We start from the raw sequence: 15371 nt of genomic DNA on the forward strand, positions 1-15371 counted from the left end.
GCTTCACTCGCACGCCGGATTCCGACAAACGGCCCGCACCGGAGCCAGTTGATGAAGCGCCGGCCAAGGCGGTGGCTTCCCTCGGGCTTCCCATTCGTCCGGCGCCGCTGGCGCCCCAGCCGACCAATCCGGGCCGGGCAGTCCCCGGCGCGGCCGCCACCGCCCCGGCCAAGCCGCCGCAGGCCATCGTCAAGCCGCAGCAGGCCAGCGCCGCGCCGTCGCCACGGGCCGTAGCCACTCCGGCACAAAAGCCGCAGCCGCCGAAATTTCGTTGGTCCTATCTTTCCGACGATGCGTTTTTCGAGTTCAGCCTGCCCTTGCTCGCCGAGCGCCTGGCGCGGGCACGGCTGAACGATCCTTTGCAGACGCCCGCGGCTCCCGCGCGGATGAGTCCTGCGGCGCAACCGAGCCCGTTCCGCCCCGCCGCGATCGGCGAGGCGACCTCGTTCTACCGCGTCATCGAATGGCGCTCGCACGGGCCGGCCGCAAGTCTGGCCCCGCTGACGGCGCCGGTCGATCTGCCCGCTCTCCGGTCCGCTCCTGTGGAAATCGAATCGCCCGCGCCCGAGTCCGTCGCGCCGCGTTCCGCTGCAAAGAGCGCCCAGGCCGCGAGACCCGCGCCGCCCCTGCCCGTCGCCGGCAAGGTCGCGCCGCAGCCCGCTTCGGCCGGCTACGAGCTTCCGTCCGAGGAATTGCTGCAGATGCCGCCGGAAGGCCAGGGCTTCTACATGTCGCAGGAGCGGATGGAACAGAACGCGGACCTGCTCGAAAGCGTGCTGGAGGATTTCGGCGTCAAGGGCGAAATCATCCATGTCCGGCCGGGTCCGGTCGTCACGCTCTACGAGTTCGAGCCGGCGCCGGGCGTGAAGTCCAGCCGCGTCATCGGCCTGGCCGACGACATCGCCCGCTCCATGTCGGCCATCTCGGCGCGCGTCGCCGTGGTGCCGGGCCGCAATGTCATCGGCATCGAGCTGCCCAACGAAACGCGCGAGACGGTCTATTTCCGCGAGCTGATCGAATCGGCCGGCTTCCGCAACACATCGTGCAAGTTGGCGCTGGGGCTGGGCAAGACCATCGGCGGCGAGCCGGTCATCGCCGACCTCGCCAAGATGCCGCATCTGCTGGTCGCCGGCACCACCGGCTCGGGCAAGTCGGTCGCCATCAACACCATGATCCTATCGCTGCTCTACCGGATGAAGCCGGCGGAGTGCCGCCTCATCATGGTCGATCCCAAGATGCTCGAATTGTCCGTCTATGACGGCATCCCGCATCTGCTCACGCCGGTCGTCACCGATTCCAAGAAAGCGGTCACCGCGCTCAAATGGGCGGTCCGCGAGATGGAGGAGCGTTACCGCAAGATGGCGCGCCTCGGCGTGCGCAACATCGACGGCTACAACCAGCGCGCCGCGGCCGCCCGCGACAAGGGGGAGGTCGTGGTCATGCAGGTGCAGGTCGGCTTCGAGAAGGGCACGGGCGAGCCGCTGTTCGAGGAGCAGGAGATCGACCTCGCCCCGATGCCCTACATCGTCATCATCGTCGACGAGATGGCCGACCTGATGATGGTGGCCGGCAAGGAGATCGAAGGCGCCATCCAGCGGCTGGCGCAGATGGCGCGCGCCGCCGGCATCCATTTGATCATGGCCACACAGCGCCCGTCGGTCGACGTCATCACCGGCACCATCAAGGCCAATTTCCCCACCCGTATCTCCTTCCAGGTGACGTCCAAGATCGACAGCCGCACCATCCTTGGCGAGCAGGGCGCCGAGCAGCTGCTCGGCCAGGGCGACATGCTGCACATGGCCGGCGGCGGGCGCATCGTGCGCGTGCACGGTCCCTTCGTCTCCGATCTCGAGGTCGAGCACGTCGTGGCGCATTTGAAGGCGCAAGGCCGCCCGGAATATCTCGATACGGTCACCGCCGGCGAGGAAGAGGAAGAAGATCCGGCCGACACGGGTCCAGTCTTCGACAAGGGCTCGATCGACGCCGAGGATGGCGACGCCCTCTATGAGGAGGCGGTCAAAGTGGTCAAGCGCGACAAGAAATGCTCGACCTCCTACATCCAGCGCCGCCTCGGCATCGGCTATAACCGCGCCGCCTCGCTGGTCGAACGCATGGAGAAGGAAGGCCTGGTCGGCGCGCCCAACCATGTCGGCAAGCGCGAAATCCTTGCCGGCCGGCGCGACCATGCGCCGGAGCGCGACGAGACGGATTGAGCGGGCGTTAGGGCGCGCAGTCAGGTCGGCCGATCGCGGCTGGTCCTGCCCGTCCTTATTCTATCTGGGGCCCTCGGGGAGAGGTCAGCCGGGCGAAGCGGAGACTGGGTGAGGGGGAGCGCAGTACGCGGCTGCCCTGCTCCAAGGCGAAAAATGCGTCAGCCGCCGTTCGCCACCAAGGCGATCGCCGCGCGCAGATCCTCGAGCCCTGAGGCCTTTTCCGACGAAGTCGCGAGCACCGCCGGGAACGCCGCCGGCCGTTTCTTGATCTTGGCCAGCGTCTCCTCGATCAGCTTCGGCACGCCGGCCGCCTTGATCTTATCTGTCTTGGTCAGCACGATCTGGTAGGACACCGCCGCCTTGTCGAGCAGCGACAGCACCTCCTCGTCCTTGGCCTTGATGCCGTGCCGGGCGTCGATCAGCACATAGACGCGCTTCAGCGTGACGCGGCCCTGCAGATACTCGAAGATCAGCTTCGTCCAGGCATCGACCTTATCCTTCGGCGCGCTGGCGTAGCCGTAGCCCGGCATGTCGACCAGCGCCATCGGCGGCAGGTCGGCGCCTTCGCCGGAGAAGCCGTCCGGCACGAAATAGTTCAGCTCCTGCGTCCGTCCGGGCGTGTTGGAGGTGCGCGCCAGCCCCTTCTGGCCGACCAGCGCGTTGATCAGCGACGACTTGCCGACGTTGGAGCGGCCGGCAAACGCGATCTCCGGCGGCCCTTCCGGCGGCAGGAATTTCATCGACGGCACGCCGCGGATGAAGATCCACGCGCGGGTGAACAGCTCCGGACTTATGGCAGTTTCGCTCGTGGTTTTGTCCGGCGCGTTCAAACGGCGGCCTCCAGCTTGGAAATGTCGGCGCCTCGAATGGCGTTGAGGTTGCGGCTGACCTTGTCGACCGGCCAGTTCCACCAGGCCGCTTTCAAAAGCCGTCGCACCGTGAACTCATCGAAGCGCATCTTCACCACCTTGGCCGCATTACCGGCGACGATCGCATAGGGCGGCACGTCGTGCGTGACAACCGATTTCGCGGCGACGATCGCGCCATGGCCGATCTCGATGCCCGGCATGATCACCGCATCCATGCCGATCCACACGTCATTGCCGACGATCGTGTCGCCGCGGATCTCTTTCGACCAGGTCTCGGGGTCAAAACCTTCCTCCCAGCCATGGCCAAAAATATTGAACGGATAGGTGGAGAAGCCGGACATGGCGTGATTGGCGCCGTTCATGATGAAGCGGGCACCCTCGGCGATGGCGCAGAACCTGCCGATGATCAGCCTGTCGCCGATGAAGGGATAGTGGTGCAGCACGCACCTCTCGGCGAATTTGTCCGGGCCGTCGGGATCGTCGTAATAGGTGAAGTCGCCGATCTCGATGTTCGGCGCATTGACCAGCGGCTTCAGGAAGCCGACGCGCGGATGCATCGCAATGGGATGCTTGATGTTGGGGTTGGGTCCGGTCATCGCGGTCAGTCCGTAGTTGGCAGGCACGAGGCGGCGCCCTGGCGACGCTGTCTCCCGATCAAACTACCGTGATCCGGCTGCAGCACCAACCCGCGCTCAGCGGCTGCCGCGACAGATCACGATCGGGTTGGAAAGCGCGCTGTCGAAACCGCTGCCCTGATAGACCTGGACGTTGGAGGCGCCGGGCGGCAGCGTGAAACTGCCGTCGACGACTTTCTGGTCGCCGGCCGAGGTGTGCAGGGCCCAGCTATAGGTGCAGAACTGCGGCGGAGCCTTGGGTTGCACGTGGCTGCAGTTGAGCTGCGCGCCGCCGAGCATTGCCGCGCCGCCGCAGCTCACCGCTTCCTTGGCGGCGGCCGGAAACGCGCATGTCAGGAGGGCAGCCACGGTCGCGATCCTGAGCCGGTTCATCTTCATTTTTCGTGCGTGCCTCTGCCGGCCTTCAGTTGCGCCACGTCGGCGCGACGTTTGCTCCAGGCGGCTTAGCTGGTCTTGCACACCGCGTCCAGCAGGATTATGTGCATGATGATAATAAGCATGCTCACGAAAGCTTGTCTGCCGACTCCGAAGTTCCTCCCATGCCTTCCTCGCTCACCAGCAGCTTCGTCCTGCACGACGTCGCGCGCCTGCCCGGAAAACGCTTCGAGCAGCGCTCGCGCCGCTCGAGCCTGACTCGCGGGCATTGGCAGGTGCGGCCCTATCTGTCTCGACAGCAAGGCATTCACCTTTCCGCGGACGCGCGGCAGGAGCTGCAAACACTTTGTCTGATCAAATCCAATCTGCTCGAGGCCTGCGCCCAGCCGGCTGTCGACCGGGAGAAAGTCCATGTCTGAACCAGCCTCACCACGCAAACCCGCCGACGGCGACAATGCCGGCGACAGAAGCAGCGACCAGGTCATTCGCCTGGACAGCCAGCGCGAGCAAAGGCGTGCCGCCAATCCGGGGATCGAAAACGATGAGCTGGAAGCCCCTGTCGCGCCGGAACCTGCTGCGCTCGAAGCACCCTCGGCCCAGCCGAAGCCGGCCGCCGTCACGATAACTTCGCCGGCCCGGGCCAAGCCGCGGCGCAGCTTAACCCGGTCTGTCCTGTTTGCGCTGCTTCCGGTGGCGCTGGCGGTCGGCGGCTATTACTACGTCGTCGGCGGTCAGGTCATGACCACCGACAATGCCTATATCCAGGCGCAGTCGCTCGGCGTCTCCACCGATGTTTCCGGCACCGTGCAGGAGATCGACGTGCATGACAACGAGGCGGTTAAGAAGGGCCAAGTGCTCTTCCGCTTGCGGCCGGCCTCGTTCGAGACGGCGCTGGCCGGCGCTCAGGCGCAGCTCGGCACGGTGCGCAACCAGGTGTTGACCTTGCAGGCGAGCTACCAGCAATCGCTGGCGCAGATCGCCCAGGCCGAGGCCGACATCCCCTATTACGAGTCGGCCTTCCAGCGTCAGCAGGATCTGCTCAAGACCTCAACCGCCTCGAAGGCGACTTTCGACAGCGCCCAGCACGATCTCATCGCCGCCCGGCAGAAAGTCATCGTCGCCAAGGCGCAGGCGCAGGCAGCGCTCGCCCAGCTCGGCGGCGACGCCGACCAGCCGGTCGAGAAGAACCCCTTCTACCTGCAGGCCCAATCGGCGCTGGATGATGCCCAGCGCAATCTCGGCGATTCCGTCGTCAAGGCGCCGTTCGACGGCGTCGTTACCAATGTCGATGCGCTGCAGGTCGGCAAGTACCTTCCCGCCTCGCAGCCGGCCTTCAGCCTGGTCTCGTCGACCGACATCTGGATCGCCGCCGAGCCGAAGGAAACCGAGCTCACTTATGTCCGGCCGGGGCAAAAGGCGACGATCAGCATCGATGGCTATCCGGGCGAGGTCTGGCATGGCGAGGTCGGCAGCATCAGCCCGGCCTCGTCCTCGAGCTTCTCGCTGCTTCCGGCGCAGAACACCAGCGGCAACTGGGTCAAGGTCGTGCAGCGCATTCCGATGCGGGTGACGATCGACGACCCGCAAGGCAAGCCGCCGCTGCGCGGGGGCATGAGCGCGGTTGTCAGCATAGACACCGGCCATGCCCGCGGCCTGCCCGATTTCGTGACCGACCTCTTCAAGCGGTTTGAGCAAAAGTCATGAGCACCGTCGCCACGGGCACGCCTGCGGTCGCCAATCGCGGAGCCATCACCGCCTGCGTCATCCTGGCGGTCATCATGCAGGCGCTGGACACCACCATTGCCAATGTGGCGCTGCCCTATATCCAGGGCAGCGTGTCGGCGAGCGCCGACCAGATCAACTGGGTGCTCACTTCCTATATCGTCGCCGCGGCGGTGATGACGCCGCCTTCGGGCTATCTTGCCAACCGCTTCGGCCGCAAGCGCATCCTGCTGGTCGCCATCACCGGCTTCGTCGTCGCCTCGGTGCTGTGCGGCTTTGCCCAGTCGCTGCCGCAGATCGTCGGCTTTCGGCTGCTTCAAGGCCTGTTCGGCGCCGCCCTTGTACCGCTGTCCCAGAGTATCCTGCTGGACATCTACAGCGTCGAGGAGCGCGGTTCGGCCATGGCGCTGTTCGGCGTCTCGGTGATGGTCGGCCCGGTGCTTGGGCCCGTCATCGGCGGCTGGCTGACCGAGAATGTTTCCTGGCGCTGGGTCTTCTACATCAACGTGCCGATCGGCGTGCTGGCTTTCGCCGGCGTCTCGATGTTCGTGCAGGAGACCAAGCTCGACCTCAAGGCCCGGCTCGACTGGTTGGGTTTCGGCATGCTCAGCCTCGCCATCGCTTCGCTGCAGATGTTCCTTGACCGCGGCGAGCAGCTCAACTGGTTCTCCTCGTCCGAGATCATCGTCGAGGCGCTGGTCTGCGCGTCGGCCTTCTATATCTTCATCGTCCACACCTTCACCGCCCGCGACACCTTCGTGAACCCGCGGCTGTTCCTCGACCGGAATTTCGCGGTCGGCATGGTGTTCATCTTCATCATCGGCATCACCTATCTCGCCTCCCTGGCGCTGATGACGCCCTACCTGCAAACGCTGATGGGCTATCCCGTGGTGACCGCCGGCATCGTCATGGGACCGCGCGGCCTAGGCACCATGGCCTGCATGTTCCTTGTCGGCCGGCTGGTCGGCAAGGTCGACACGCGCTGGCTGCTGTTCACGGGGCTCGCGGTCACCGCCTGGGCGATGTACGACATGACCGGCTGGACCCCGGACGTTTCGCAATGGACGATCATCCGCACCGGCTTCATCCAGGGCGCCGGCTTAGGCTTCCTGTTCGTGCCGCTCACCACCATCACCTTCGCCACGCTGGCGCCGGAACGGCGCGCTGAAGGGACGGGCCTCTACAATCTGTCGCGCAACATCGGCTCCAGCGTCGGCATCTCGGTCGTCACCGCGCTTCTGACGCAGAACCAGCAGATCAACCATGCCAACATCGCCGACTATGTGACGCCCTATAGTCCGGCGTTCGGCGATCCGGCGATCGCGCAGGCGCTGAGCCCTTACACCGCCGCCGGCCGCGCCGCGCTCGACGGGCTGGTCACGCTGCAGGCAACGATCATCAGCTATGTCGACGACTTCGAGCTGATGATGTTGCTCTCGCTCGCCGCCATCCCGCTTGTGCTTCTGCTGCGCAAGCCTGGCACACCGGCCAAGGTCGACCACAGCGCCGTCATGGAGTGAGCTGGTGCATGTCGCCCAAAAGCGTGGAGCGGTTTTGGGAAAACGACACTGCATTACAACGTCCCTAAAGCGCGTCGCGCTTTAGGAGGAAAAACCGGGGTCCCCCCGCGGGACCCCGGCCTGCCGGACGGCCTTCCCAACACCGGCGTCGCTGCGCCGGAAGCCGTCGCGGCTTTTGGGGAGGACCGGGGAAGCTACGAGGCAGGCCATGCCGCAGTTTCGCGGGGGCAGGCCAAATTCCGAAAGACGGCTGCGCGAAGTTCTGTCCGGAGCGCCATAGGGCAAGCCGCCAACGAAAAAACCCCGGTCATGCCGGGGTTTTTGGTGTTAGGGCCGGGGTGCCATCTATTCCGCCGGCGATGGTTTCTTGCGGAACATCGCCGCCAGATTGTCCCACAACTCGATCTTGGCGCCCTGGCGCTTCATGATCACGCCCTGCTGCAGGATCGAGAGCAGGTTGTTCCAGGCCCAGTAGATGACGAGGCCGGCCGGGAAGGAACCCATCATGAAGGTGAAGAGGACCGGCATCCAGGTGAACACCGCGGCCTGCGTCGGGTCCGGCGGCGTCGGGTTCATGCGCATCTGCAGGAACATGGTGATGCCCATCACGACCGCCCAGGCGCCCATATGCGGGAGGAAGGCCGGCGGCGCGAAGGGCAGCAGGCCGAACAGGTTGAACACCGAGGTCGGATCGGGCGCCGCGAGGTCGTGGATCCAGCCGAAGAACGGCGCGTGCCGCATCTCGATGGTGATGTAGAGCACCTTGTAGAGCGAGAAGAAGACCGGGATCTGCAGCGCCACCGGCCAGCAGCCGGCCAACGGATTGATCTTTTCCGTCTTGTAGAGCTCCATCATCGCCTGCTGCTGCTTCATCTTGTCGTCCGCGTATTTCTCGCGGATTTCCAGCATCTTCGGCTGCACCTTCTTCATGTTCGCCATCGACGCGTAGGACTTGTTGGCCAGCGGGAAGAAGATGGCCTTGACGATGACGGTCGTGGCCAGGATCGCTAGGCCGAAATTGCCGAAGAATTTGTACAGCGTGTCGATCAGCCAGAACATCGGCTTGGTGATGAAATAGAACCAGCCCCAGTCGATCAGCAGATTGAACTGGCGAATATGGCGGTCAGCCTCATAGGCGTTGATCTTGGCGACTTCCTTGGCGCCGGCGAACACTTCGGTTTCGATGGTTGCGGACTGGCCGGCCTCGATGTTGATCGGATCAGTGAGGAAGTCGGATTGGTAGCGATGGCGCCCGTCCTCGAAATAGCCGTAGCGCGGCTGGAAGGGCTGCTTTTCGGTCGGCACCATGGTGACGGCCCAGTACTTGTCGGTGATGCCGAGCCAGCCGTCGGTCGACTTGCCTGGCTTGACTTCCTTGTCCTTCTCGATGGCGGCGTATTTGTATTCCGTCAGCCCCTCGGTGCCAGTAACCCCGATCAGGCCTTCATGCAGCACATAAGTGCTGGCGACCGCCGGCTTGTCGTAGCGCGTGACGCGACCGTAGTTGAACAGGCTGACGGCAGCGCTTCCCGAATTCTGCACGGTGTCCGAAACGGTGAACATATAATCGTTGTCGACCGAAATGGTGCGCTTGAAGGTCAGGCCCTTGTCGTTGGTGTAGGTCAGCGTCACCGGCGTCGACGGGGTCAGCGTCGGATTGCCCTCAACGCTCCACACCGTGTCGGAACTCGGCACCGCGCCGGTCTTGTCGGTGCCGACGAACCCGATCTCGGCGAAATAGCCGGTCGGTAGCGCCTGCGGATTGAGGAGTTGGATCTCGGGCGAATTCTTGTCGACCGTCTCGGTGTAGTGCTTGAGCTCGAGGTCGTCCAGGCGAGCGCCGGTGAGATTGATCGAGCCCTCGAGGCTCGGCGTGTCGATCTTGATGCGCTTGGTCGCGGCAACAGCCTGGTCAAGGCTCTCTACAGTGACTGTCTCGCCGCCAGGTGCGGTCGGGATGGCGCCCGGAGCCGGCGCCGGCGTCCCGGCCGCGCCCGGATTGGTCCCCTGCGCTTCCTTCTTCTGCGCCTCGACGCGCTGCTGCTCGATGCGGGCCTGCTCGCGTTGCTGCTCCATCTTGGGGTTCATGTAGAACACCTGCCAGAGCGTCAGGATCAGCACCGACAGCGCGATGGTGATGAAGAAATTGCGGTTGTTTTCCATCGAAAGCCCTTGGCCTATCGTGTTCCGCGCAGCCGGCGGGAAAGCTCGGCCTTCAACTGGCCGAACGGAATGGCAAGCACGTCTTCGCGCCCGACGATGACATAGTCACTGCCGGGCGCCATGTCATCGGCGGCATGCGTTCGCACGGCTTCTCTCAGCCGCCGCCGGACGCGGTTGCGCACCACGGCGTTGCCGACCTTCTTGGTCACGGTGTAGCCGACGCGTGGCGCACAATCGTCGCCCCGGTCGAGAACCTCGACCAGAAAAAGCCGCCCGCGGCGCTTCTCGCCGCCGCGCACAGCCATGAAATCCGCGCGTTTCAGAAGCCGCCCGGGAGTTTTCCCCTTTGGCTTGCCGATTGCGGGCAACGATCTCGTCTTTCGTTCAGGCGCTGAGCCGCTTGCGGCCGCGGTTGCGGCGGGCTGCGACGACGCCGCGGCCACCCTTGGTGGCCATGCGGGCACGGAAACCGTGCCGGCGCTTGCGGACGAGTTTGGACGGTTGGTAGGTACGCTTCATTTGTTTTAATACCGCGGCGTGCGGCCCTTCTTGATTCTGTCACACTGTAACAGGAGCTTTGCCGGGCCGGTTATAGGCGCGATCGAAACCGCGCCGGGACGGAAGGCCCGAGCGTGAGCGGGCTTATAGGAAGAAGGATTTTGGAAGTCAATCCAGCCCGCCCAAAGGCATTTTTTCACTGGCTGGCGGCGAAATTGGCAAAAAAGCCGCAAATCGCATAATCTTGCTCGATCAAGCCTTCGTGAAAACCGCGTCATGACAAGTGAAGTCCTGTCAACGGATGAAAAGCCACGCCCCGCGGCGGCAAGCTCGCCGCGCCGGGTGCCGCTGTCGCGCGGTCTGTCGACCAAGCTTCTGCTTCTCACCATCGTCTTCGTGCTGCTCGCCGAAATCCTGATCTTCCTGCCCTGGATCGCCAGCTACCGGGTGAACTGGCTGAAGGAGCGGCTGAGCACCTCCGCCGCCGTGTCGATCGTGTTGCTGCAGGGCGAGCCCAACTCCCTGTCGCACACCGCCCAGAACGACGTGCTGATGGCGATCGGCGCCAAGGCGATCGCGGTGCGCGACGGCGGCGTCTCGCGGCTGCTGGTCGTGGCCGACATGCCGCCGAAGGTCGACGAGCATATCGACATTGCCAATGTCGGTCTGGTCAACGGCATGACCGGCGCGCTGGAAACGCTGTTCGCCGGCGGAAACCGGATGCTGCGCGTCTTCGGCCCGGTCGGCGACAGCGACAAGGAATTCGAGCTGATCATGCCGGACTACAGTCTGCGCAACGCCATGCTCAGATATTCGCGTAACGTCGCCGTCGTCTCGCTGCTGATCTCGCTGTTCACCGCCATGCTTGTCTATGCGGCGATCGATCTGATCATGATCGGCCCGATCCGCACCATGACGCGCTCGATCCTGTCCTTCTCCGAGGCGCCGGACGATCCCGGCCGCATAATTTGCCCGACGGAGCGTGCCGACGAGATCGGCGTCGCCGAGCGCGAGTTGTCGCAGATGCAGGATCGGCTGCAAAAAATGCTCGCCGAGCAGAAGCACCTCGCCAATCTCGGGCTTGCCGTGTCCAAGATCAACCACGACATGCGCAACATCCTGGCTTCCGCGCAGCTTATGTCGGACCGGTTGCGCCAGGTGAAGGATCCGACCGTGCAGTCCTTCGCGCCGAAGCTCCTGCGCGCGCTCGACCGCGCCGTCGCCTATTCGGAGGGCGTGCTTGCCTATGGCCGCACACAGGAGCCGGCGCCGTCGCGCCGCCGCTTGCGGCTGCGCCAGCTGGTCGACGACGTGCACGGCCTGCTCGATATCGAGGAGGGCATCGAATTCATCAATGCCGTCGAGCTCACCTTCGAAGTCGACGCCGATTCCGACCAGCTCTTCCGCGTGCTCACCAATCTGTGCCGCAACTCGGTGCAGGCAATGGCGGCCGACACCGAGAGCGCGGTGGTGCGTCGGCTCGCCGTCTCGGCCGAGCGCTTGGGCAGCGTCAGCCGCATCACCGTCAGCGACACCGGCCCCGGCCTCCCGCCCAAGGCGCGCGAAAACCTGTTCGCCGCCTTCCGCGGCTCGGCGCGCAGCGGCGGCACCGGCCTTGGCCTGGCGATCGCCCATGAGCTGATCCGCGCCCATGGCGGCACGGTGGAGCTGGTCGAATCGATCGGCGGCCGCACGGTCTTCGCCGTCACCATCCCCGACCAGCCGGTGCGGCTCGATCAGGCCCGCAACGGCCTGCGCCGCCCGGCTTGACCGTGGCAGGCCAGGGAAGACGTTCCCGCTTCGGAGTTCCGCGAAGCAAAGACCCCGGTCGGAATGTGATCCTGTAAACGCCTGCGACAAAACTTTTGCCGGGCCGGCTTGCTTTTCCGAAATTCAGTCGTTAGGGAACACTCCACATCGCGGCCGGCGTCTCGACCGGATCGCGGGGCTTGTGTCTCACACGGCCTGATGCGCGCCCGTAGCTCAGCTGGATAGAGCACCAGACTACGAATCTGGGGGTCAGGAGTTCGAATCTCTTCGGGCGCGCCAATTAATCAAACTGAACTCCCGCGCATTTGCCTCGCCGGCCGAAGCAGTCGCTGGCTGCCTACGCTCACGCGGCGAGGTTCACGTGGCGTATTAATCCACGATCCTGATCGGGTCGGCAGTGGTACCCGAGCGTTCTTGAGTTCAGCTTTTTTTCATGCACCCTTGCTCGTCTCCAGCCGCAGTCGGCGGCGCGGCCTAAGTCCCACCGCGCGCAAGGCAGTCATCGGCGTTACTAACCCCCTAGCTGTTGCAGCTTGCGACAGGCACGCCTTGCGCCTTCACGGCATCTCTGGCGACACCTCTCCTTGTTGCCATCCCTGCATCGCCCCACGGATTCCGGTTTAGCTGGTGCGCTCGTTTTTGCCGAACGATTGGAAGGTTCATCGATAGGCAACGACACTTGCGGCTTGCGACTGACTTTCTTTGGCAGGATCTTTTTGCGTGGCGGCGTAGGTGCTTGGAACTTGGCAATTCGGCTCTTTGCAATTTCGACGAATGCACCATTCGGAAATGCCGCTAGATAAGCACGATACATCGAGACATCGGATGTATCCTTGATTGATTTCCAGAATTCAAGCTCTGCCGCCGCGTTGATGTCTGGCTGATAGGCGTCTGCCGAAGACGGACTAGACGCGGCATCCGGGTTGAATGAGAATCCCGGCTCCACCAGGGACGAGTTGCTCCAGGGAACCTGCTTCCCAGAAGTCGCGTTCATGACGTCCAACCGGACGCGACGCATGAGAATTTCAATGTCGATCGAAGGAGTCTTTATCCGCTTCACAAGAGAGTCTGCAAACGGACTATGATTGACGGCTCCATCGAGAGCCACGTTGCCGGGTTGTGTTGCAAAGCCGATAAAGACTCCCCTGCCAGCATCCAAGGCTCCCAGCCCCTTTCCTATGGCAAGGCCGCGACTTTGACCCGGTCCACTCAATTGCTTAACGAAAGGATTGTCCCGACAGGCATCGAGAAGGACGATTGCGATATTTTCCTCGGCCGTCATGGCGGCGATGATGTCTTGCAGGCGCTCAGCCTCCAGAGCCAAGTCGGCCGGACGTTGAAGGGCGGCGTCAACGGGCAATAGGTAGTTCTCCCCGTTCGCTTGGAGCCCGTGTCCGGCGAAGTAAAAAAGCGAGACGTCACCCGGCCGCAAGTTTCGCCTGAATTTTCCGATGAGTTCCCTGAACGTTGATGCGTCGGTATCCAATCCAAGGGTGACGTCGAAGCCCGTCTCTTGCAAAACTCGGGAGATGGCATTCGCATCATTTACCCCGTTGGGAAGCGATGACGCAAAACGGTAGGCCGAGTTACCGATTACGAGCGCATATCTATGGCTGCGTTGACCGATCTGGGTCTCAGAGGAGGCCGGTGTCGACAAGCCGGCCAGCAAAAGAAGGCACGCGCACAACAAACAAACCTTGGACATTGCGACCTTCCCGAGTAACGGAGAATATTAGCATCCGTTAAAGCGCGTGGGTACCCGTTGTAAGGGCCATCTTGCTTGGGGAAGGGGCCAAACTTGCCGGAGGCCGCTTGGTATGAGGTCTCCGTGCATCGTCAACGCCCTTTCCGGCATCGACTTCAAGCAACATCAAACCCCCGAATGAGGCCGCAGCATACAAGGTGGGCCGAGCTCACGAGCTTTTGGCAACACCGTTCGATCGCTCAGCCGACCGCCTTCGTCGCCGCCCTTCCGGCGCTGCGTCCGGAAAAGATGCAGCCGCCGAGGAAGGTGCCTTCGAGAGCCGCATAGCCGTGCACGCCGCCGCCGCCGAAGCCGGCGACCTCGCCCACCGCATAGAGACCAGGGACCGGCTCGCCCGCCGCGTCGAGCACGCGGCTGTCGAGATCGGTCTGCAGGCCGCCCAGCGTTTTGCGGGTGAGGATGTTGAGGCGCACCGCAATCAACGGGCCGTTCGCCGGATCGAGCATCTTGTGCGGCTTTGCGGTGCGGATCAGCCTGTCGCCGAGATAGGCGCGCGCGCCGCGCAGCGCGGTGACCTGCGCATCCTTGGAGAACGGGTTGTCGAGCTGCATGTCGCGGGCGCGGATCTCGCGTTCGACCTGCGCCACATCGAGCAGCGGCTCGCCGGCCAGCCCGTTCATCCGCGCCACCAGCTTCGAAAGGTTGGCCTCGACGATGAAATCCTCACCCTTTTCCATGAAGGCTTTCACCGGGCCGGGAATGCCCGACGTGGCGCGGCCAAGCACCTGCCGCCAGCTCTTGCCGGTGAGGTCCGGATTCTGCTCCGAGCCCGACAGCGCGAACTCCTTCTGGACGATCTTCTTCGTCAGGATGAACCACGAATAATCGAAGCCGGTGCTCATGATATGGCTGAGCGTGGCTAAAGTGTCGAAGCCTGGGAAAAGCGGCACCGGCAGCCGTCTGCCGCGCGCGTCGAGCCATAGCGAAGAGGGACCCGGCAGGATACGTATGGCGTGATCGGTCCAGACCGGCGCCCAATTCTTGATGCCCTCGACATAGTGCCACATGCGGTCGCGGTTGATGACCCTCCCGCCCGCTGCTTCGGCAATTGCCAGCATGCGGCCGTCGACATGGTCCGGCACGCCGGTGATCATGCGCTTCGGCGTCGCGCCGAGACGCTGCGGCCAGTTCTTACGCACCAGCTCGTGGTTGCCGCCGATGCCGCCGGAAGCGACGATCACGACCTGGGCGTGGAGCTCGAAATCCCCGGCCACGTTGCGCGAGCTCTTGCGTCCACGCTCGACCGTGCTTGGCTCCAGCACGTCGCCGCGCACCCCGGTCACCGTCTTCCCGGTCCGCGTGATCTCATTGACCCGGTAGCGGAACTTGAACTCGACGAGCCCACGCTTCTGCGCCTCGCGCACGCGCAGCACGAAGGGCTCCAGCACGCCGGGCCCGGTGCCCCAGGTGATGTGGAAGCGCGGCACCGAATTGCCGTGGCCGCAGGCATAGCCGCCGCCGCGCTCGGCCCAGCCGACGACGGGGAAGAATTTCAACCCGCGCTCGATCAGCCAGGAGCGCTTCTCGCCGGCGGCGAAGCCGAGATAGGCTTCAGCCCATTTGCGCGGCCAAAAATCCTCAGGGCGGTCGAAGGCGGCGGTGCCCATCCAGTCTGCGAGCGCGAGGTCGTGGGAATCGCGGATGCGCATGCGCCGCTGCTCGGGCGAGTCGACCAGGAAAAGCCCGCCGAACGACCAGAAGGCCTGGCCGCCCAGCGATTGCTCGGGCTCCTGGTCGACGATGATGATTTTCTTGCCGGCATCGGCAAGTTCTGCCGCGGCGACGAGGCCTGCCAGCCCCGCGCCGACAATGATGACATCCGCGTCGTCAGCCATCTTCGT

At 64.1% G+C, this 15371-nt stretch carries 13 protein-coding genes and 1 tRNA gene; 6 read left to right on the plus strand and 8 right to left on the minus strand.

Going from position 1 to position 15371, the window contains the following annotated elements; all coding sequences use genetic code 11:
• Nucleotides 1-2213: DNA translocase FtsK (locus EOA79_RS03550; protein WP_164893816.1), on the plus strand; the 2213-nt coding region annotated here is incomplete at its 5' end.
• 158 nt (nt 2214-2371) lie between these two features.
• On the opposite strand, the gene yihA is transcribed toward EOA79_RS03550, so the two are convergent.
• The 3 genes from yihA to EOA79_RS03565 all read right to left on the minus strand — a co-directional run bounded on the left by yihA (nt 2372) and on the right by EOA79_RS03565 (nt 4089).
• Nucleotides 2372-3043, minus strand: coding sequence for a ribosome biogenesis GTP-binding protein YihA/YsxC (gene yihA, locus EOA79_RS03555; RefSeq protein WP_067002997.1), 672 nt, complete (start codon nt 3041-3043; stop codon nt 2372-2374).
• Nucleotides 3040-3678, minus strand: coding sequence for a CatB-related O-acetyltransferase (locus EOA79_RS03560; RefSeq protein ID WP_095825577.1), 639 nt, complete (start codon nt 3676-3678; stop codon nt 3040-3042). Before EOA79_RS03560 ends, yihA begins: the two co-directional genes overlap by 4 nt.
• A gap of 96 nt (nt 3679-3774) precedes the next feature.
• Complete coding sequence (locus tag EOA79_RS03565) at nt 3775-4089, minus strand: hypothetical protein (RefSeq protein ID WP_095825578.1); 315 nt, start codon at nt 4087-4089, stop codon at nt 3775-3777.
• 167 nt (nt 4090-4256) lie between these two features.
• Here EOA79_RS03565 and EOA79_RS03570 point away from each other — a divergent pair, with 167 nt between their 5' ends.
• From EOA79_RS03570 to EOA79_RS03580, 3 genes are read left to right on the plus strand one after another with little or no spacing between them, the layout of a single operon-like run.
• Nucleotides 4257-4511 (plus strand): hypothetical protein, encoded by a 255-nt coding sequence (locus EOA79_RS03570; RefSeq protein ID WP_095825492.1) that lies wholly within the window; start codon nt 4257-4259, stop codon nt 4509-4511.
• Nucleotides 4504-5796: an HlyD family secretion protein gene (locus EOA79_RS03575; protein WP_095825493.1), complete on the plus strand. Its 1293-nt coding sequence runs from the start codon at nt 4504-4506 to the stop codon at nt 5794-5796. The genes EOA79_RS03570 and EOA79_RS03575 overlap by 8 nt, the downstream gene beginning before the upstream one ends.
• The gene (locus EOA79_RS03580; RefSeq protein WP_095825494.1) at nt 5793-7334 is read left to right on the plus strand and encodes a DHA2 family efflux MFS transporter permease subunit; all 1542 of its coding nucleotides are present in this window, start codon (nt 5793-5795) and stop codon (nt 7332-7334) included. The genes EOA79_RS03575 and EOA79_RS03580 overlap by 4 nt, the downstream gene beginning before the upstream one ends.
• Before the next feature lie 345 nt (nt 7335-7679).
• Here EOA79_RS03580 and yidC read toward each other — a convergent pair whose 3' ends face one another.
• The 3 genes from yidC to rpmH are packed head-to-tail and all read right to left on the minus strand — an operon-like array spanning nt 7680 to nt 10016.
• Entirely contained in the window at nt 7680-9497 is a 1818-nt protein-coding gene (gene yidC / locus EOA79_RS03585; protein WP_128292868.1) for a membrane protein insertase YidC, read from the minus strand.
• 14 nt (nt 9498-9511) lie between these two features.
• Nucleotides 9512-9865 carry a ribonuclease P protein component gene (gene rnpA, locus EOA79_RS03590; RefSeq protein WP_095825495.1) on the minus strand — a complete coding sequence of 118 codons (354 nt, stop codon included), beginning with the start codon at nt 9863-9865 and terminating at the stop codon, nt 9512-9514.
• A gap of 16 nt (nt 9866-9881) precedes the next feature.
• Nucleotides 9882-10016, minus strand: coding sequence for a 50S ribosomal protein L34 (rpmH, locus tag EOA79_RS03595; RefSeq protein ID WP_008833937.1), 135 nt, complete (start codon nt 10014-10016; stop codon nt 9882-9884).
• A gap of 255 nt (nt 10017-10271) precedes the next feature.
• Here rpmH and EOA79_RS03600 point away from each other — a divergent pair, with 255 nt between their 5' ends.
• Both EOA79_RS03600 and EOA79_RS03605 read left to right on the plus strand, forming a co-directional pair.
• Entirely contained in the window at nt 10272-11765 is a 1494-nt protein-coding gene (locus tag EOA79_RS03600) for a HAMP domain-containing sensor histidine kinase (RefSeq protein ID WP_067002984.1), read from the plus strand.
• 202 nt (nt 11766-11967) lie between these two features.
• Nucleotides 11968-12044 (plus strand) — tRNA-Arg (locus EOA79_RS03605).
• 232 nt (nt 12045-12276) lie between these two features.
• Here EOA79_RS03605 and EOA79_RS03610 read toward each other — a convergent pair.
• Entirely contained in the window at nt 12277-13470 is a 1194-nt protein-coding gene (locus EOA79_RS03610; RefSeq protein ID WP_095825496.1) for a caspase domain-containing protein, read from the minus strand.
• A gap of 239 nt (nt 13471-13709) precedes the next feature.
• Nucleotides 13710-15365 (minus strand): FAD-binding dehydrogenase, encoded by a 1656-nt coding sequence (locus EOA79_RS03615; RefSeq protein ID WP_095825497.1) that lies wholly within the window; start codon nt 15363-15365, stop codon nt 13710-13712.
• Nucleotides 15366-15371: the final 6 nt, after the last annotated feature.

The sequence above is a fragment of the Mesorhizobium sp. M1A.F.Ca.IN.020.03.2.1 genome, from assembly GCF_004023205.1.
In the GTDB taxonomy this organism is placed as follows: domain Bacteria; phylum Pseudomonadota; class Alphaproteobacteria; order Rhizobiales; family Rhizobiaceae; genus Mesorhizobium.

Bases quoted from the DNA above. Each gene is read 5' to 3' on its own strand.
- EOA79_RS03560 (WP_095825577.1), bottom strand. From the start codon at position 3,678: ATGACCGGACCCAACCCCAACATCAAGCATCCCATTGCGATGCATCCG.
- EOA79_RS03565 (WP_095825578.1), bottom strand. From the start codon at position 4,089: ATGAACCGGCTCAGGATCGCGACCGTGGCTGCCCTCCTGACATGCGCG.
- EOA79_RS03570 (WP_095825492.1), top strand. From the start codon at position 4,257: ATGCCTTCCTCGCTCACCAGCAGCTTCGTCCTGCACGACGTCGCGCGC.
- EOA79_RS03575 (WP_095825493.1), top strand. From the start codon at position 4,504: ATGTCTGAACCAGCCTCACCACGCAAACCCGCCGACGGCGACAATGCC.
- EOA79_RS03580 (WP_095825494.1), top strand. From the start codon at position 5,793: ATGAGCACCGTCGCCACGGGCACGCCTGCGGTCGCCAATCGCGGAGCC.
- yidC (WP_128292868.1), bottom strand. From the start codon at position 9,497: ATGGAAAACAACCGCAATTTCTTCATCACCATCGCGCTGTCGGTGCTG.
- rpmH (WP_008833937.1), bottom strand. From the start codon at position 10,016: ATGAAGCGTACCTACCAACCGTCCAAACTCGTCCGCAAGCGCCGGCAC.
- EOA79_RS03600 (WP_067002984.1), top strand. From the start codon at position 10,272: ATGACAAGTGAAGTCCTGTCAACGGATGAAAAGCCACGCCCCGCGGCG.
- EOA79_RS03610 (WP_095825496.1), bottom strand. From the start codon at position 13,470: ATGTCCAAGGTTTGTTTGTTGTGCGCGTGCCTTCTTTTGCTGGCCGGC.
- EOA79_RS03615 (WP_095825497.1), bottom strand. From the start codon at position 15,365: ATGGCTGACGACGCGGATGTCATCATTGTCGGCGCGGGGCTGGCAGGC.